Source organism: Gammaproteobacteria bacterium, from assembly GCA_028819075.1.
GTDB lineage: Bacteria > Gemmatimonadota > Gemmatimonadetes > Longimicrobiales > Gaopeijiaceae > BD2-11.
This window is the reverse complement of the sequence record JAPPMM010000024.1, coordinates 24,697-41,824: the sequence shown is the minus strand read 5'-3', so window position 1 is coordinate 41,824 and position 17,128 is coordinate 24,697. Positions and strand designations below refer to the sequence as shown.

Sequence of the window (17,128 nt, the reverse complement as noted above, 5' to 3'; positions counted from 1 at the left end):
CCGGTGCGCCTCCTTCACGGAATGCGAGTCCTTCTCCTGGCCGTGCTGCCGGGCGCGCTCGCGGCCCAGGAGCACCAGATGATGGGCCACGGCGAGCACGGCGAGGCCGGTGGCTGGCGCATGCCGCCGATGGACATGACCATGCCCATGGTGCCCGGGCTCGAGAACGCGCTCCCGCCCGTACGCCCGTTTCTCATCGGGGACGGCATGGATCCCGCGATGTTTCCGGCGGCCGAGCCCAGCCGGCGGGTGGTTCTGGCGGATGGCGACACCCTCGACATGGACGTGTCCGTGGTCCGGCGCACGATCGGCGGGCGCGACTACGCCATGCTCGGATACGGCGGCCAGTACCCGGGTCCCCTCATCCAGGCCGACCGCGGCTCACGCATCATGGTGCGGGTGACCAACCGCATTCAACTGCCCACGACGGTCCACTGGCACGGCATACGGCTGGAGAACCGCTTCGACGGGGTCGCCGGCCTGACCCAGGATCCCATCGCCGATGGCGAGACCTTCACATACGAGATCGACGTTCCCGACGCCGGCATGTTCTGGTACCATCCGCACATGCGCGAGGACGTCCAGCAGGACCTTGGCCTCTACGGGAACCTGCTGGTCATGCCGGCGGCCCCGGACTATTACGGCCCCTCCCACCGCGAGGAGTTGCTCGTGCTCGACGACATCCTCATCGACGGGCAGGGCCTCATCCCCTGGGGCGAGGAAGCGCCGACGCACGCGCTCATGGGACGCTTCGGCACCGTGATGCTGACCAACGGGGTCGACGACCACCGCATCGAGGCGCGCGCCGGCGAGGTGATTCGCTTCTACCTGACCAACGTCGCCAACACGCGCACCTTCAACGTCCGGTTCGGGAATGCGCGCGTGAAGCTGATCGCTTCCGACATCGGCAAGTTCGAGCGCGAGACCTGGGTGGAGAGCGTGGTCATCGCGCCCGCCGAGCGCTACGTGGTGGACGTGCGCTTCCCCGAGGCCGGGCAGGTGGGCATCACCAACACGATCCAGGCCGTGAACCACTTCCGCGGCACCTTCTATCCGCACGAGGACACGCTGGCGGTGGTGAGCGTGAACGGCCCCGCTGTCGACGACGCCGTCACCCAGGCGTTCGATGCACTGCGCGAGAACCGCGACGTGGCCGAGGACATCGAACCCTTCCGGGCCCTGCTGGGCAAGCCGGTGGACTACGAGCTGGTGACCACGGTCCGGGTGCGCGACCTTCCCGTGCCCATCGTGGCGTCGATGGAGGCCGACACGTTCTATGTGCCGCCGGTCGAGTGGAACGACGGCATGCCGATGATGAACTGGCTCTCCACGGGCACCCAGGTGACCTGGATCCTGCGGGAGCCGGCCAGCGGGCGCGAGAACGGTGACATCCAGTGGCGGTTCCGCGTGGGCGACGTGGTAAAGATCCGGGTGTTCAACGATCCCGAGTCGTTTCACCCGATGAACCATCCCATCCACATTCACGGGCAGCGCTTCCTGGTGACCGAGCGCGACGGCATCCCCAACACCAACCTGGTGTGGAAGGACACCACCATCCTGCCGGTGGGCTCGACCATGGATCTCCTCGTGGAGATGTCGAATCCGGGGTCGTGGATGGTTCACTGTCACATCGCGGAGCACCTGCACGCGGGAATGATGTTCGTCTTCGAGGTTACGGAGGAGTAGTGCCGCCGATGTCATCACGCATGTCGTTCGCCATTGTGGTTCTGCTGATTCCGGGGTGTGCGGGATCTCCGGAGGCTCCGCCGGCGTCTCCTTCCCCCGAGTCCGCGGCGGTGGAGACGCCGGCTCCGGACGACGCCCCTCCCGCCGCGGCATCTCCGGCTCTTGTCGCCTTCTATACGGAGGAACAGGCCCGCCGCGGGCAGCGCGCGTTTCGTCAGGTCTGCTCCGACTGCCACTACACGAGCGAGTTCAAGGGCCCGGTGTTCACGGACGTGTGGGCGCGCCGCACCGCCCGCGACCTGTACCGGGAACTGCGCCGCACGATGCCCGACGACAACCCGGGAGGACTGCCGCGCCAGACCTACGTGGATGTGATGGCGTACATCCTGGAGTTGAACGGCTATCCCGCCGGTTCCGACGAACTTCCACCCGACGATCAAGTTCTGGGCAGCTTCAGGCTGACCCCGCCGGAACAGGATCCGGGGCGTTGACCCGCAGTCCCCTGTTTCGGTAAACTTGTCGGCTGTCGGTCCTTCGCCCGGGAAAGGCGGCGGCCGCACCCGGACCAAGAGTCTTCGGAGCCAAGGGAATGAAAGAAGGAATTCACCCGGCGTATCACCCGGTGGTGTTTCAGGACGCGTCCAACGGCTACGCGTTCCTGACCCGATCGACCGTCAAGAGCGACAAGAGCATCAAGTGGGAAGACGGCAACGAGTATCCCCTGGTCAGCCTGGAGATCTCGAGTTCCTCGCACCCGTTCTACACGGGCACGCAGCGCATGGTGGATACCGCGGGCCGCGTCGAGCGCTTCCAGCAGCGCTATGCGCGACAGATGCGCAAGAAGTCCGACGCGGACGGGTCGGACGGGAAGTAGCCGGTCCGGGGATGGCGGCAGACACGATTTTCTCCCGGATCGTCCGACGGGAAATTCCGGCCGACATCGTCTATCAGGACGACCTGGTGACCGCATTTCGCGATATCGAGCCGGCCGCGCCCACGCATGTGCTGGTGGTGCCCAACCACATCATCGCAAGCGCGCGCGACATAACGAACGACGACGAGCCGGTGCTGGGCCGCATGTTCGCGGTCGCGGCCCGGATCGCACGGGAGCAGGACATTGCGGAAACCGGATACCGGCTGATCGTCAACTGTGGCGAGGACGGGTGCCAGGAGGTCTACCACCTCCACATGCATCTGATCGGGGGACGCCCGCTGGGGCCCATGCTCGCGGCTCCCCGGGGCTCGTCCGCCCACTAGCACTCAAGGAAGGCGCAAGGTGGCAAAACGAGGAAAGATCGAACAGAACCTGAAGCGCGCGGAGTTGATCGAGCGCTATGCGGAGCGCCGTCGCGAACTTCGCAAGATCATCGCCGATCCGGACAAGTCCACGGATGAGAAGCGGGAAGCCCAGTGGGCGCTGCGGAAGCTGCCGCGCGATTCCAGCGCGACGCGCTACCGCAACCGCTGCGGCACCTCGGGACGGCCCCGCGGCCACATCAAGAAGTTCGGCCTCTCCCGCATCGCATTTCGCGAGTGGTCCCTGGAGGGGAAGATCCCCGGGGTCCGCAAGTCCAGCTGGTAGCGCCCGGCCCGGGCAGCCCGCGGCGGTGTCCGTTCCCGCCGTCATCGCCGACGAACTCGGCGCCCACGTTTCGGTAGCGGGCGGGGTCGAGCGCGCGCCCGGCCGTGCACGGGACATCACCGCCCTCAACCTTCAGCTCTTCACCAAGCAGCCGAACCGCTGGGCCGAGCCCACCCTCGACGGCAGGCGGGTCCGCGCCTTCAGCCAGGCGCGTGCGGCCGCCGGGATCAGGTGTGCCGTCGCACACGACTCCTACCTCATCAACCTGGCGTCCCCGGATCCGGGACTCTGGCGCCGGTCCCTGGACAGCTTCCGGGCAGAGCTGGGGCGCGGGCGCGATCTGGGCCTGGATTTTCTCGTCACGCATCCGGGAAACGCCACCGACGGCGACATCGCCAGCGGCATCGCCCGCAACGCCGCGGCTCTGACGGAGGCGCTCGACGGGTGTCCGGATGGGCCCCGCGTGCTGCTCGAGCTGACCGCGGGGGCCGGCACCACGGTCGGAGGCCGGTTCGAGCACCTCGCCGCGATCCGCAAGGGCGTGGGCCCGCCGCTGGACCAGCGCGTGGGCGTATGCTTCGATACCTGTCACGCGTTTTCCGCCGGGTACGATCTGGTTGATGGCTACGAGGACGTCTGGCGGGCTTTCGACGACGCGCTCGGTCCGGGCTCGCTCGAACTCTTTCACCTGAACGACTCGAAGCACCCCTTCGCTTCCCGCCGCGACCAGCACGAGATGATCGGCGAGGGTACGCTGGGCGAGGCTCCCTTTCGCCGCATCATGCGGGACGCTCGCTTCCGGGACATTCCCAAGCTGCTGGAGACGCCCAAGGGCGACGACGTGGTGTCGAACGACCGGCGCAACCTGGCACTCCTGCGTTCCTGGCGCACGTGACCGGAGCGCGGGTGCGAGATCGAGCTCGCGGGCTGGTGCATGCCGGGCTTCTCCACCTGATGCTGATGGCGCTGTCGGCGGCGCCGGCCGCAGCGCAGATGCCGCTCACGGTGGAGGTGCGTGGGGGCGGGGCGTACTCGACCCCCTTCGCCCGAGGGATTGCCGTGGTGCCGGCCGAGCTCGAGGCGGTGGCGCGCGACCTGGAGGTGGGCCCGCGGCCCGCCCCGGTAGCCGAGCTGGCCCTGGCGGCGCGGCCCGGGCCTGCGCTCGTACTGGAGTTCCGTTCCGGCGTGACCATCGCCGACGTGGCGGGAGAGGGCGGGGGCAACTCCTGGCCGGCTGGCCGGATGACCGCCGTCCACATTCTGGGCGGGGTTCGGGTTCCGCTGTCGCCGCTGGCGGGGGCGGACGTGCGTGTGGGGGCGGGAAAAGTGCTGTACCTGAGCAGCGACGTGAATCTGCTGGAAGGGGACGGACGGACGGGCGTGCTGCTGTCCGGCGGGTTCGGGTACCGCCTCCCCGGTCCGTTTCTCGCGGTCGGGGTGGCCGAGGCGCAGTGGCACGAGTTCGATCCCGCCCCGCTGGACGAAGCGGGCGCGGCGACCGGTGCGGTAACTCGATTCCTCGCCTACCTCGCCGTGCCGGTGTGGGGGACGCCATGAACCGGCGGCGGGGACCCGGATCGATGTGGCGCGTGGCCGTGTTGGGCTCGGCGCTCGTCACCGCCTGCGACAGCGCGACCGTCCCGGCGCTTCCCGGCCCCTACGACTTCCGCCTGGCCGTCTACGGCACCGACGGCCGCGCCCGCCAGCGAACCTTCCACTGGGACCGGGGTGCCGTCGTGCCGGTGTTCGTGGTGGACGAACAGCCGGGCGCTGACGACCTGCGGCGGGCTCTTGAGGGGGCGGTGCGGGCATGGCGGTCCGCCGCGGTGTTCGGCGAAGTGCGGTTGCGGGAGACCACCGACCTGGGCGAGGCGCGCGCGGTGCTGCGCTGGCACGATGCGACGGGCGTTCTCTCGACCCCCATGACGTGCCTGGGACCCGTGACGGGCGCCGCCTCGACGCTCGGGTGCCTGAACGACCCCCGCGACGCGCTGCGCACGTGGCCCCGCCGCGACGGCGAGCCCTCGCAGGTCATCTACCGCGTGGTCATCCGCCGTACCGGCGACCGGGAGTTGCTCGACCGGCTGGTCATCCACGAGATGGGACACGTCCTGGGCATCCTGAGCCATTCGCCGGACCCGTCCGACATCATGTGGGCGGGCCCGGATCTGCCCCCGGCGCCCACCGCGCGCGATCGAAGCACCCTTCGTTCCCTCTACCAGACACCCGTGGATCTTCCCGTCGAATCGGCGTCTCCCGGGGAATGACGGGGGTAGTTCATCCGCGGGCTGCCAGAGCCGCGTGGTGGAACATCGCCACCGTTGACTCGACTACCGGATTCCGGTACCCTCCGCGCAACTGAAGTTCGGCTCGTTCATCCTTTCGAGCCCTTCCGCACCAGGAGATCGCTTTCGGTGAGCAGCCGGAGCCCGCGTCCCGGAAGCGCCCGGGATCCACGCCTGCCGGTGGCCGTTCTCGGAGCCACGGGAATCGTCGGCCAGCGTCTGGTTCGCATGCTCGCCGGACACCCCTCGCTGCGGCTGGCCGAAGTCGTCGCATCGTCACGGAGCGCCGGCCGGCGCTATGCGGACGCAGTGCAGTGGAGCCTTACCGGGGACATCCCGGACACGGCGGCCGGCCTGCCGGTGCGCGCCGTTCGCGATCGGCTCCGCAGCCGGCTGGTGCTCTCCGCGCTGCCGCGCGCCGTCGCCACCGACCTGGAACTCGACCTCGCCCGCGCCGGCCACGTGGTCTGCAGCAACGCCTCCGCCCACCGTCAGCGGGCGGATGTGCCCCTGATCGTGCCCGATATCAACGCCGGAGACCTGGAGCGGGTCCGGTCGCAGCGCTGGTTCGCCCGGGGAGGCGCGCTGGTGACCAACCCGAACTGCGTCGTCGTCGGAGTTGCGCTGGCGCTGGCCCCGATCGAAAGGAGTTTCGGGATCGAGGAGGCCACGCTGGTAACCTTGCAGGCGCTGTCCGGCGCCGGGCTCAACGGCACGGGCGCGGTCCGGATGTCCGGAAACGTCGTTCCCTGGATCTCCGGCGAAGAGGAAAAGATCGGCCCGGAACTCAACAAGATCCTCGGTACCCGCATTCGAGTCGCCGCCAGCACGAACCGGGTGCCCGTGCTCGACGGGCACATGGCGCATGTCTTCCTGAAGCTGCGCACGCCGGCTGACCCGGAGGAGGTCGAGCGCTGCCTCCTCGACTATCGGCCATGCGCATCACTGCCCGAACTGCCGACGCTCCCGGAGCGGCCCCTCGCGGTGCGCCGGGAGCCCGACCGGCCGCAGCCCCGCCTCGACATCGGCGCCTCGCGCGGCATGGCGGTCAGCGTCGGCCGCATACGCTCCGCCCCCCCACACGATCTCGCGCTCGTCACCGTGGTGCACAACGGGGTGCGGGGCGCCGCCGGAGCGTGTCTGGCCAACGCCGAACTGTGTGTCCTGCGCGGGCTGCTCGAGAGCGGCGAATCGAGGGACGGAGGCTGATCGCCGGCTGTTGGACAAACGCGGGCGGCATCGCTACTTTTGCCCTGCGTTTCGGAGGCCCATCGATAATTGAGCCAACACAATGAGGCCGGGACTGGCTCTCGCGCCGGACGCAACGCCCCGGGAAAGGGGACTGCGGAACTCGCGGGGAGGTCGCCAAGGATTCGTACCCGGGCTTCAAATATCTCCTCCGAAATGCCGGGAGGCTGGCGTCCGACGGGGCGCCGGTCTCCTGTTTTTCTGATGGTCGCATTCGTGTCCGCAGCGGGAAGGGAGAGATGCCGCGGGTAAGGATCACGCGGAGAATGCACTTCTGCGCCGCCCACCGGCTGCACCGGGCCGACTGGTCCGATGAGCGCAACCAAGAGGTGTTCCGCAGCTGCGCCAACCCCAACTGGCACGGCCACAACTACGAGTTGGACGTGACCGTGGAGGGACCGGTCGACCCGGACACGGGTTACGTCATGGACCTGAAGCAGTTGCGTGATCTGGTGCAGGACGGCGTGATCGGTGACGTCGACCACGCCAACCTGAACATGGATGTCGGTTGGCTGGACGGGATCATTCCCTCCACGGAGAACGTGGTGGTGGCGATCTGGCGCAGGCTGCGTGAACGCATGCCTCCGGAGGTGGAACTGGTGAAGCTGGTCCTGTGGGAGACGCCGAGAAACCGGGCGGAGTACTCGGGTGAGTAGCCGGGGACTCCTGCGGGGGAACGGCCCCGCCCCGGGTCGAGCGAAGGCAGCCGGCTCCCTCCCGGATTCGCTGGCCCGGGCCTCGTTCGAGGAACTCGTGACCGAGATCATTCGCCGCATCGGCGAGGATCCCGGCCGGCAGGGTCTGGTGCGCACGCCGGAACGGGTGACGCGCGCGATGGAGCTGTTCACCAGCGGGTACGCGCAGGCGCCCGAGGACGTGATGGCCGGCGCGCTCTTCCGGGAGAGCCACCAGAACATGGTGCTGGTGCGCAACATCGAGATGTATTCCCTGTGCGAGCACCACCTGCTGCCGTTCTTCGGCAAGGTCCACGTGGCGTACATCCCGAACGGGCGGATCGTCGGGCTGTCCAAGACCGCGCGCATCGTCAACGTCTTCGCGCGCCGGCTCCAGGTTCAGGAGCGGCTGACCGAGCAGATCGCCCAGGGGCTGTGGGATGTCGTACATCCACAGGGCGTGGGCGTGATCGTGGAGGCGCACCACCTGTGCATGATGATGCGTGGCGTCGAGCAGCAGAACTCCTCGACCCTCACGTCGGCGATGCGGGGGTCGTTTCTGGAGGACTCGCGGACCCGCGAGGAATTCCTCGCGCTGGCGCTGAAGGCGGGGAACCTGGAGTAAGCCCGTGAACGACCTTGCGGGCTGCTCCGCGCTGGTGACGGGCGCGACCAGCGGGATCGGCGCAGCGTGCGCGCGAGCCCTCGCGTCCGGCGGGGCGGAAGTGTTCCTGGTGGCGCGCCGGCGCGACCTGCTCTCCCGCATCGCGGACGAGATCGGCGGGCACGACCTGCCCGCGGATCTTGCCGACGACGGCCAGGTGGAGGGCCTGTCGGCGGAGGTGGCGGCGCGCCTGGGTGGTACGCCCGATGTCCTCGTCCACGCGGCGGGCGTGTTTTCCCTCGCCCCCCTGCACCAGACCGGCCTTGAGGATCTGGACCGCAGCCTGACCGTCAACCTGCGGAGCGCCTTTCTGCTGGCGCGCGCCTTCCTTCCCGGCATGCTGCGCCGGAACCACGGACACATCGTGCTGGTGGGATCGGTAGCGGGACGCACGGCGTTTCCAGAGAACAGCGCCTACTCCGCCTCCAAGTTCGGGCTGCGCGGCATGCACGAGGTGCTGCGCGAGGAAACCCGCGGAACGGGCGTACGCACTTCGCTGGTGGAGCCGGGCGCGTGCGACACTCCGCTCTGGGATCCCATCGACCCGGAGCGCCATCCCGGGCTTCCGCCCCGCGACGGAATGCTCGAGCCGCGGCAGGTGGCCGAGGCGATCCTGTTTCTGGTCACCCGCCCCGCCACCGTTCAGATCCCCCTTCTGCAGATCGAGCGCTCATGACGCGGGCGCTCCCGGTCCGGCGCCGTCGCCGATTGTGAACCCGCAGCTCACCGAGCGCCTGATCTGTCCGCGCTGCGGTCCGGGCTTCGGCCTGGTGCTGCGTGCGGACCGGGTGGAGCAGGGAAGGGTGCTCGACGGCTTTCTGGGCTGCTCCAACTGTCGCGTGCTCTACCCGGTCGCGCGCGGCGTCGCAGACCTGCGCCACCCTCCGCGTTCCCGGTCCCATCGACGCGCGCGCGCCGTTCCTCCGCCGACGTCGCGGGATGCCCCGGAGCTCGATGCGCTGCGCCTTGCCGCGCTGATCGGCGTGGCTCGGGGCCCCGCGTTGATCGCGGTTGCCGGCGACCTGGCGGGCCGCGCAGGCGAGCTGGCGTCCCTGCTTCCCGACGTGGAGGTGGTGGCGCTGGCCCCGCGGTTTCACACCAGCCTTCCTGCCCGGGCGAGCTATCTCATGGCATCGGATCGACTGCCGCTGCGCGACGGATCGCTGGCGGGGATCGCGCTCGCCGGATCGTGGGCCGAACTTCTGCTCAGGGACGGGTTACGATGTCTGGCGCGCTCCGGGCGCATCGTCCTCGCGGGTGCGTCTCCCGAGGGCGAGAGGGTGTTCCGTGGCCAGGACCTGACGGTGCTGGCGGACGAAGCGGGCGTGGTGGTCGGGCGCCTCGGCCAGGGGTAGAGCGTGTTTGCTTCCCACCCCGGCTGCGGATAGCTTTTGCAGCCATCGGCACTCCCGATTCCAGTCCTCCTTCCCCGTGGACAACGTACGACATGGGTTGGATAAAAGGTCTTTTCGGGGGCTCCGGCCCCGACAAGACAGACTACCATGAGGATGCGCGCGCCCTCGTCGAGGAGGGCAGGTTCCAGGACGCGCTGAACTCCTTCAATCTCGCCCTGAAGGAATCTCCCGGAGATCCGATCATCCTGCAGGAAATCGCCATGGTCTACACCCGGATCGGGATGTCGGACGAAGCGGCGAAGACCTATCGCCACGTTTTGCGCAAGCACCCGGATACGGCCGGGGCCCACTACGGGCTAGGGTTTCTGCTGCGGCGGGCGGGACAGAAGAGGGCCGCCGTCGATCACCTCAGCACCTTCCTGGCCAACCCTCCTCAGGGTTCCGAGTACGAGCAGCACATCTCCCACGCGCGCAGCACGCTCGCGACCCTGATGCGTGAACTGGAGCAGGGGTCCGCCGATGGGGATGGATAGGGAAGTCCGCCTTTCCTGGCTCGGCTCCGGCCGTGCCTACGAGGGCCGGTCGGGGGTTGGCGATCCCGCCGTGATCATCGACGGAAACGGCGCGCGCGGGCCTTCCCCCATGGACACGGTCCTGCTGGGTGTCGCGGCCTGCATGGGGATCGACATCGAGGAGATTCTGCGCAAGTCGCGGGTGCCGCTCGAGGAACTGGATTTCGTTGTCCGGGGTGCGCGCGCGGAAGATCATCCCCGGCGCTACACCCGAGTCGACTTCGACATCGCGCTCTCCGGGCCCCGACCCGGGGACGAGGCGCGGGTCGAGCGCGCGGTGGAGCTGTCGCGCGACAAGTACTGCAGCGCCCTCAATTCGCTCCGCAGCGACATCCGGGTGACGACCCGCATCCGGACCCGAACGCCGGCTTCGACGCCGGGCGCGCCGTGACCTCCCCCACGCTCACCAGCCTGTTTCTCGAGGCCGTCGAGCGATTCGGGGACGCAACTGCGCTCAGGGCGCCGAACGCCGACCTGACTTGGTCGCGGATCTCATATGATGAAGTGTTCCGGACCGCCAGGAGGGCGGCCAGCGGGCTCCGGGCGCTCGGGGTGGAACGGGGCGAAGCGGCGGCCATCCTGTCCAACAACCGTCCCGAGTGGGCGCTCGCCGACTACGCCTGCCTGTGCGCGGGCGTCCGGGACGTCCCCATCTATCCCAGCCTGACCGCGCCCCAGGTCGCCTACATCCTGCGGGACTCCGGCGCCCGGGCGGTCTTCGCCGAGGACGAGGAACAGCTCGCGAAGCTCATCGAGATTCGGGACCAATGCCCCGAACTCCGCCACATCATCGTTTTCGATCCTCCGGGCGAGATTCCCGAAGGCGTCCTGGCGTGGCGCGACTTCGTGCAGCTCGATCCCATGGGCCTGAGCGACAAGGCGTTTCGGGAAGAGGCGCTCGCCGCGCGGCCGGAGTCGGTCGCCACCATCCTCTATACCTCGGGCACGACCGGGAATCCGAAGGGCGTGCTGCTCACGCATGCCAACGTCGGGTCCAACGTGCGCGTCTCCCGCACGCTGCTCGACATTTCCGACACCGACACCACGCTCAGCTTCCTGCCCCTGTCGCACGTCTTCCAGCGCATGGTGGACTACGTCTTCTTCAACGTGGGGTGCACCATCGCCTACGCCCGCGACATGACCACCGTGGCCGAGGATCTGAAGATCGTCCGGCCGACCGTGGCCGTCTCGGTTCCCCGGCTGTACGAGCGCGTGTACAACGCGGTGACCGGAGCGACGGGCGTGAAGGGGCTGCTGGTGGGCTGGGCGGCATCCGTGGGCCTCGCGCACGCCGACGCGGTGCTGGCAGGCCGCGATCCGGGGTGGTGGACGAGGGCCCGCAAGTCCCTGGCCGACAAGCTGGTGTTCAGCAAGCTGCGCGCGGCCGTGGGCGGACGGCTGCGTTTCTTCGTCAGCGGCGGCGCACCGCTTTCGCCCGGAATCAACAAGTTCTTTTTCGCCGCCGGGCTTCAGATCCTCGAGGGATACGGGCTGACGGAGACCAGCCCGGTCACCAACGTGAACACCTTCGAGAACTTCCGCATCGGCACGGTGGGCAAGGCGGTTCCGGGCACGGAGATCCGCATCGCCTCCGACGGCGAGATCTGCATTCGCGGCCCCCAGGTCATGAAGGGATACTTCAACCGTCCCGAGGACACCGCCGAAGCCATCGACGAGGAAGGGTGGTTCAAGACGGGCGACATCGGCGAACTCGACGAGGACGGCTTCCTGCGCATCACCGACCGCAAGAAGGACATCATCGTCACCGCAGGCGGCAAGAACATCGCGCCGCAGCCCATCGAGAATGACGTCAAGCTCGATCCGTACATCGAGCAGGCGGTCATGGTGGGCGACCGGCGACCCTTCCCGTCGCTTCTGGTGGTGCCCGACTTCGAGCAGCTGAACCAGTGGGCCGCCGCAAGCGAGATCGACGCGTCGGACGCCGGGGCGCTGCTCCGTGATGCGAGGTGCCAGGAGTTTCTGGGGGGCAGGGTGAAGGAGGCGCTGGCGGGGCTGGCCCGCTTCGAGATGCCCAAGAAGACGGCTTTCCTGGCGTCGACGTTCACGATCGAGGACGGGACGCTCACCCCGACCCAGAAGGTGCGGCGACGGGCCGTGGAGGAGCGTCACGGCGGGCTCATCGAGTCGCTGTACGACGAAGCGAACGTCGGCCGCGACTACTTCACCGGCTGAGCAGGCCTTCCGGAATCGAGGGGAGCTTCGGGTGTCCGACTCGCACCGGGTGGTACTGATTTCAGCGCCGGGAGCCGAAGCCGGGCGGCAACTGGCCCGCGCGCTGGTGGAGGAACGGCTGGCTGCCTGCGGGAGCGTGGTGCCGGCGGTGACGTCGGTGTACCGCTGGCAGGGCGCGGTGGAGGAGGAGGAAGAGGCGCTGGTGGTGCTAAAGACGGCGGCCGACCGGGTCGAAGCGCTCACGCGGCGGACGCGCGAACTCCATCCCTATGAAGTTCCCGAGATCCTCGCTCTTCCCGTTGCCGGCGGCAATCCCGCGTATCTGGAGTGGGTGACCGAGGAGACGCGCGCCGCGCCGTCCGGGCCCGCCGACGCGCAGACCTGATGGACAGGCTTCCCCGCCGGGCCCATATTGGTGCCGGCATCGGGGGATTCGCCTCCCGTCTCCACGAACACCCAACCGGTCGCGCGAGGGAAACATGAGCTGGGTGCCTGGCGGCTACATCTTCACCCACGTGGTCTTCTGGGGCGTCGTGGCGCTGGTCGCGGTGGGAACCAACGCGGTCGCGATCATGATGGTCACCGGTCTGATGCTCCTTCTGGTCCCGGAGTCGCTCAGGCGCTGAGCACTCCCCGGAGGAGGACTGAATGCTGCTGAAGATACTGGGCGGCGTCCTCGCGCTTGCGCTCGGGGTCTTTCTGGGACTCTCCTTCGGCAAAGGCCCCACCGTGGAAGACGTCGAAGAGCGAATGGGCAAGAACCTGCCCCGGGAGCGGGCCACTCGCCACTTCACCTTCCTCGGCCTTATGCAGAAGAAGCAACAGCGGGGGTCGCACCGTCGCCGTCAGAGGTCCCGCGGGCCGTTCGACCTGTCCAGCTAGGCCGGATCTCTATCCCACCAGGCGAGTCACGAGCACCAGCACGGTGCCGATGATCCCCCCGAGCACGTAGCCCAGCCGCACGATCAGTTTCAGTTCCCGCTCCGTCACCCGCCGCACGATCTGCTCCATGCGCGCGGCGGGAAACGCCAGCACCTTCTCCTCGACGCGACGCGCCACGTCGATCTGCCGAACCACGGCGGGCACCTGGGCCTGCAGCCACTCCCAGACCGGTGCGCTCAATCCCTCCTTCAGACGGTCGGCGGCGCCATCCGGGAGCCAGCGCGCGGGAACTCCGATGGGACGGTCGAGGACGGTGTCCACCAACTGGCGGGTGGTGCCGTCGATCAGTTGCGCGGCGGCGTCGCTGCGGGCGAGCGATACCAGCCCGTCCGCGATCGACGCGGGAGGGATGCGTTCCAGCACCTCGCCCCAGCTGCGCGCACCCGCCTCGTGGAGGGCCGCTTCGAGCTTTTCCACCAGGAAGCTGCGCGTTGCGGGATCGCGAGCCGTCGAAGCCACCCAGTCGGCCAGCGTCCGGCGCGCCGCGACCACGCTCTCGCTGTCGGCCTCGCCCAGCACCAGGTGGACGGGGCGGCGCAGGAAGTCTACGACCGCGTCGTTGATGCCGCGCGACATGGCCGCCTGGACCGCGGGATCCTTCAGCAGGTGCGCGATCTGCTCCGCGCCCTCTTCCCGGATGGTGTCCAGCACCCGGTCCACGGTGTCTTCGGTGATGACCAGGCGCGCCACCACCCGCTGGTGGAAGCGCAGGTCGCGCAGGAAGCGCTGCAACAGGTCGTGGATGCCCCGCTCGAAGCGGGCCCGCGCCCGGTCGTCCTCCAGCAGGGCGCCGAGCCGGGCGATCGCGAGCGGCAGGTAGTTGGAGAGCCCGCGCTCGAATGCCGCCACCATTCCGGGCGGAATCGTCTGCTCGAAGGTCTTCTCGGGCGAGAGCAGCGAGCGGGCGGCCGACGACAGGTAGTCGTCCACGGCGCGGTAGAAGCCGTCGCTGCCCAGCGTGCCCTCCATCCACCCGTCGAGCGCGGAGGCCAGAGCGGCGCTGCGCGCGGGCGTGAGCGCGCCGCCGATGGGCACGTCGGAGAGCGCTTCCACCACCGACCCGGCGCGGTCGGCGACCGTACGCTCGAACTCCTCTGAGTCGAGCCAGGCCGCGATCTGCTCGCGGACCCTGTCCGCCGAGTGATGCAGCGCCGATTCCACCTCGGGCAGGATCGACTCCGGCAGCATCTCCCGCAGGGACCCGCGCTCCTCCAGGAGCAGCACGTCCACGAACTCGCCCAGGCGCCGGTCGAAGGCGCGCCGGAATTCCTCGTCGGCGAAGGTCCGCTCCAGGTCGGATTCGGTGAGCAGGCGGTTCCCCACCGTGCGCCCGATGGCCGCGGCCAGGCGGGGCTGGTTCTTGGGAACCGCGCCCTGCAGGAGGCCGATCTTCCTGCCGCGCACGCGCAACGGCTCGTACGGGTGGAAGAGCATCCAGATCGCGACCGAGTTGGTCAGCCCGCCCGCCAGCGCACCGAAGGCGATGGTGAGCAGCGGGGCGATCAGGTTCTCGAGCAAGGGGCGATGCGGCTCACGGTGCGCGATGGTAGAGGATGCCGCGCACGGGATAGGCGACGGTCTCGATCGTGATCGAGCCCTCCACTTCCGAGATGGCGATCAGGGGCAACTGTGGACCCGGCCCCTCCCCGGCCTCCATGTGCGTGCTCATGGCCTCGATTCTACCGGTCAGGTCGGCGTCGGGCGACTGGAAGCGCCACACAACCGGAACGTCCCGCCGGGCCGGCTCGAACGCCCGCGAGCGGGTCGCCGTCACCGTCACGTCCGGCCAGTCGAAATTGCGCGCGCGCAGCATGCCCCATCCCTGGAACGTGGAGTCGGCGGCCGCATCGAAGGGTCCGCGCAGAAACACGTGGATGTCGTCGGAGATGAGAAGCGCCCAGCTTTCGGGCATCGCTTCCGAGGCCTGACGCGCGAAGGAAATGTCGACCAGCGTCCCCGCCAGGGCGTTCTCGGACAGAATGGTCGATGCCTCTCTCACCTGGACCAGTTCTCCCGGACGGCTGCTCCATCCCGCCACCGCCTCCCCGAGCCACATCTCCAGTTCCCGGCCCGCGCTGCGATACAGGAGGGCCGTCAGCGCATCCCGTTCCGCAACGATGATGCGGATGCCCTCGTGGGGGATGATGCGCCATGGCGTCCGGACCGGGGGAGTCTCCCACGAGGACTGGAAGAAGGCGTCCCACACGCCTCCGCGCGCCAGCCAGATGCGGGCGTCCCGGTCGACGGCCTCCTCACGGGTGTTTGCCGAGAACGACCAGGCAACCACCAGCGGGCTCTCGTCCTCCAACGCAAAAAAGGCCAGATGACGCTCGTACCGATTTCCCGCGAACGAGTCCAGCGGCGCAAGGGCCGGGTCTTCGACGCGCGCGCTGTCGGGGTTCCCGGGCTCGGCGGTGCATGCGGCGGTCACCAGGAGCGCCGCGGGCAACAGGCGGGCCATGCTCATCGGACGGGGGCCGCAGCTTGACGAAACGCGGTCTCGACCACCACGTTGCCGCCGGGACGAAGCCACCCGCCTTTCACCACGCCCATCCATCCCCTCCTCAGAGTAGCTACCCATGGAATACAATCCGGACCTTCCCTTCTACAAGCGGCTGCACTGGCAGGTTCTTGCCGCGATGATCCTGGGTTCGCTCGCCGGGGTCGCTTTCGGCGAAGCCGGGGCCGAGGCGATCGGCTGGATCGGCGAACTGTTCATGCGGCTGCTGAGGATGATCATCGTGCCGCTGGTGCTCACCTCGATCGTGTCCGGAGTGGCGTCGGTGGGCGGAGGCCGGGCCGTGGGCCGCCTGTTCGGCAAGACGCTGGGATACTACGTCGTGTCGAGCTTCCTCGCCGCTTCGGTGGGGCTCCTGATGGTCAATCTCTACCGGCCGGGGGTGGGGTCCAACATCGTCGAGGCCTCCACCGACCCCATGCTGGTCGACACGCCCGACTCGTTCATCCAGCTGATCCTGGACATCGTGCCCATCAACTTCGTGGGCGCGGCCGGCACCGGCGACATGCTGGCGATCATCTTCTTCTGCATCGTCTTCGGCGCGGCCATCACGACGCTGCCGGAACGCCCGCGCGTCATCATCACCGACATCTTCGACGCCTTCTTCAAGGCGATGATGGCGCTCACGTCCGGCATCATCAAGCTGCTGCCGATCGGCGTCCTGGCGCTCATCACGAGGATGGTGGGCACGACCGGATTCGACGCGTTCGGAACGCTGGCCAAGTACATTGCGACGCTCGCCTCGGGGCTGACGATTCACCTCTTCATCACGCTGCCGCTCCTCCTGTACTTCGGAGGACGTCTGGCGTCCGGGCGCCCCATTTCGCCGATCATCCACTTCCGCAACATGCTCGAACCGCTCCTGGTCGCCTTCTCGACCAGTTCCTCGGGTGCGACGCTCCCGGTGACGATCAAGACCGTGCGCGAGAAGGTGGGCGTTTCCAACAAGGTGTCGTCGTTCGTGCTGCCCATGGGCGCCACGGTGAACATGGACGGAACGGCGGTTTTCGAATGCGTCGGGGCGCTCTTCATCGCCCAGGCTCTGGGCGCCGACCTCAGCTTCATGACGCAGGCCACGGTCGTGCTGACGGCGCTTCTGGCTTCGATCGGAGCGGCTGCGGTGCCCTCGGCCGGCCTCGTGGTCATCTTCATCGTGCTGGAGGCCATCGGGCTTGGAGGCAACGCCGACGCCGCCCTGATCGTCGGGGCGATGCTCGCGATCGACCGCCCGCTGGACATGGCGCGGACGGCGGTCAACGTCTACAGCGATTCATGCGGCGCCGCCATCATCGCGCGTTCGGAGGGCGAAGACCACGTGGATGCGCAGGTCGCCGTGGGATGAGGCCAGAGGCACCCGGGGCGGGCCCGCGCCGACTCCGCTAGCGCCGCTGCCCTCGTCTTCCGCCGCG

General features: G+C 68.6%; 22 protein-coding genes. 20 read left to right on the top strand and 2 right to left on the bottom strand.

The genetic code is table 11. The features are described from left to right. Window positions 1-21: 21 nt before the first annotated feature. From OXU32_05945 to OXU32_05855, 19 genes are all read left to right on the top strand, one after another. Window positions 22-1,686 carry a multicopper oxidase family protein gene (locus tag OXU32_05945; protein ID MDE0073509.1) on the top strand — a complete coding sequence of 555 codons (1,665 nt, stop codon included), beginning with the start codon at window positions 22-24 and terminating at the stop codon, window positions 1,684-1,686. Window positions 1,687-1,694: 8 nt separating this feature from the next. Beyond that, on the top strand, window positions 1,695-2,177 hold the full coding sequence (locus OXU32_05940; protein MDE0073508.1) for a cytochrome c: 483 nt from the start codon (window positions 1,695-1,697) through the stop codon (window positions 2,175-2,177). A 98-nt stretch (window positions 2,178-2,275) separates the two neighbouring features. Beyond that, on the top strand, window positions 2,276-2,560 hold the full coding sequence (locus OXU32_05935) for a type B 50S ribosomal protein L31 (protein MDE0073507.1): 285 nt from the start codon (window positions 2,276-2,278) through the stop codon (window positions 2,558-2,560). Window positions 2,561-2,571: 11 nt separating this feature from the next. Next, complete coding sequence (locus OXU32_05930) at window positions 2,572-2,943, top strand: HIT domain-containing protein (protein ID MDE0073506.1); 372 nt, start codon at window positions 2,572-2,574, stop codon at window positions 2,941-2,943. Between the two features lie 19 nt (window positions 2,944-2,962). Continuing rightward, the gene (gene rpsN / locus OXU32_05925; GenBank protein MDE0073505.1) at window positions 2,963-3,268 is read left to right on the top strand and encodes a 30S ribosomal protein S14; all 306 of its coding nucleotides are present in this window, start codon (window positions 2,963-2,965) and stop codon (window positions 3,266-3,268) included. Window positions 3,269-3,293: 25 nt separating this feature from the next. Beyond that, complete coding sequence (locus OXU32_05920) at window positions 3,294-4,163, top strand: deoxyribonuclease IV (GenBank protein MDE0073504.1); 870 nt, start codon at window positions 3,294-3,296, stop codon at window positions 4,161-4,163. 11 nt (window positions 4,164-4,174) lie between these two features. Further along, window positions 4,175-4,825: a hypothetical protein gene (locus OXU32_05915; GenBank protein MDE0073503.1), complete on the top strand. Its 651-nt coding sequence runs from the start codon at window positions 4,175-4,177 to the stop codon at window positions 4,823-4,825. Beyond that, window positions 4,822-5,535, top strand: coding sequence for a hypothetical protein (locus OXU32_05910; GenBank protein ID MDE0073502.1), 714 nt, complete (start codon window positions 4,822-4,824; stop codon window positions 5,533-5,535). The genes OXU32_05915 and OXU32_05910 overlap by 4 nt, the downstream gene beginning before the upstream one ends. 147 nt (window positions 5,536-5,682) lie before the next feature. Continuing rightward, the gene (asd, locus tag OXU32_05905; protein ID MDE0073501.1) at window positions 5,683-6,762 is read left to right on the top strand and encodes an aspartate-semialdehyde dehydrogenase; all 1,080 of its coding nucleotides are present in this window, start codon (window positions 5,683-5,685) and stop codon (window positions 6,760-6,762) included. 305 nt (window positions 6,763-7,067) lie between these two features. Next, window positions 7,068-7,457 (top strand): 6-carboxytetrahydropterin synthase, encoded by a 390-nt coding sequence (locus OXU32_05900; GenBank protein MDE0073500.1) that lies wholly within the window; start codon window positions 7,068-7,070, stop codon window positions 7,455-7,457. Window positions 7,458-7,527: 70 nt separating this feature from the next. Continuing rightward, complete coding sequence (folE, locus tag OXU32_05895) at window positions 7,528-8,100, top strand: GTP cyclohydrolase I FolE (protein ID MDE0073499.1); 573 nt, start codon at window positions 7,528-7,530, stop codon at window positions 8,098-8,100. A 4-nt stretch (window positions 8,101-8,104) separates the two neighbouring features. Continuing rightward, a complete protein-coding gene (locus OXU32_05890; GenBank protein ID MDE0073498.1) occupies window positions 8,105-8,815 on the top strand; it encodes an SDR family oxidoreductase in 711 nt (236 codons plus the stop codon). 34 nt (window positions 8,816-8,849) lie between these two features. Next, window positions 8,850-9,494, top strand: coding sequence for a hypothetical protein (locus OXU32_05885; GenBank protein ID MDE0073497.1), 645 nt, complete (start codon window positions 8,850-8,852; stop codon window positions 9,492-9,494). A 92-nt stretch (window positions 9,495-9,586) separates the two neighbouring features. Then, a complete protein-coding gene (locus tag OXU32_05880; protein MDE0073496.1) occupies window positions 9,587-10,027 on the top strand; it encodes a tetratricopeptide repeat protein in 441 nt (146 codons plus the stop codon). Continuing rightward, on the top strand, window positions 10,020-10,457 hold the full coding sequence (locus tag OXU32_05875) for an OsmC family protein (GenBank protein ID MDE0073495.1): 438 nt from the start codon (window positions 10,020-10,022) through the stop codon (window positions 10,455-10,457). The genes OXU32_05880 and OXU32_05875 overlap by 8 nt, the downstream gene beginning before the upstream one ends. Continuing rightward, entirely contained in the window at window positions 10,454-12,259 is a 1,806-nt protein-coding gene (locus OXU32_05870; protein MDE0073494.1) for a long-chain fatty acid--CoA ligase, read from the top strand. Before OXU32_05875 ends, OXU32_05870 begins: the two co-directional genes overlap by 4 nt. A gap of 31 nt (window positions 12,260-12,290) precedes the next feature. Beyond that, window positions 12,291-12,644: a divalent-cation tolerance protein CutA gene (locus tag OXU32_05865; protein ID MDE0073493.1), complete on the top strand. Its 354-nt coding sequence runs from the start codon at window positions 12,291-12,293 to the stop codon at window positions 12,642-12,644. A gap of 94 nt (window positions 12,645-12,738) precedes the next feature. Further along, on the top strand, window positions 12,739-12,885 hold the full coding sequence (locus OXU32_05860) for a hypothetical protein (GenBank protein MDE0073492.1): 147 nt from the start codon (window positions 12,739-12,741) through the stop codon (window positions 12,883-12,885). A 22-nt stretch (window positions 12,886-12,907) separates the two neighbouring features. Continuing rightward, entirely contained in the window at window positions 12,908-13,141 is a 234-nt protein-coding gene (locus tag OXU32_05855) for a hypothetical protein (protein MDE0073491.1), read from the top strand. 9 nt (window positions 13,142-13,150) lie between these two features. Here the strand turns inward: OXU32_05855 and OXU32_05850 are convergent, their stop codons facing one another. Continuing rightward, the gene (locus tag OXU32_05850; protein ID MDE0073490.1) at window positions 13,151-14,719 is read right to left on the bottom strand and encodes a DUF445 family protein; all 1,569 of its coding nucleotides are present in this window, start codon (window positions 14,717-14,719) and stop codon (window positions 13,151-13,153) included. A gap of 13 nt (window positions 14,720-14,732) precedes the next feature. Continuing rightward, window positions 14,733-15,662, bottom strand: coding sequence for a hypothetical protein (locus tag OXU32_05845; protein ID MDE0073489.1), 930 nt, complete (start codon window positions 15,660-15,662; stop codon window positions 14,733-14,735). A gap of 118 nt (window positions 15,663-15,780) precedes the next feature. Here OXU32_05845 and OXU32_05840 point away from each other — a divergent pair, with 118 nt between their 5' ends. Then, the gene (locus OXU32_05840) at window positions 15,781-17,061 is read left to right on the top strand and encodes a dicarboxylate/amino acid:cation symporter (GenBank protein ID MDE0073488.1); all 1,281 of its coding nucleotides are present in this window, start codon (window positions 15,781-15,783) and stop codon (window positions 17,059-17,061) included. The last annotated feature ends 67 nt before the right edge of the window (window positions 17,062-17,128 follow it).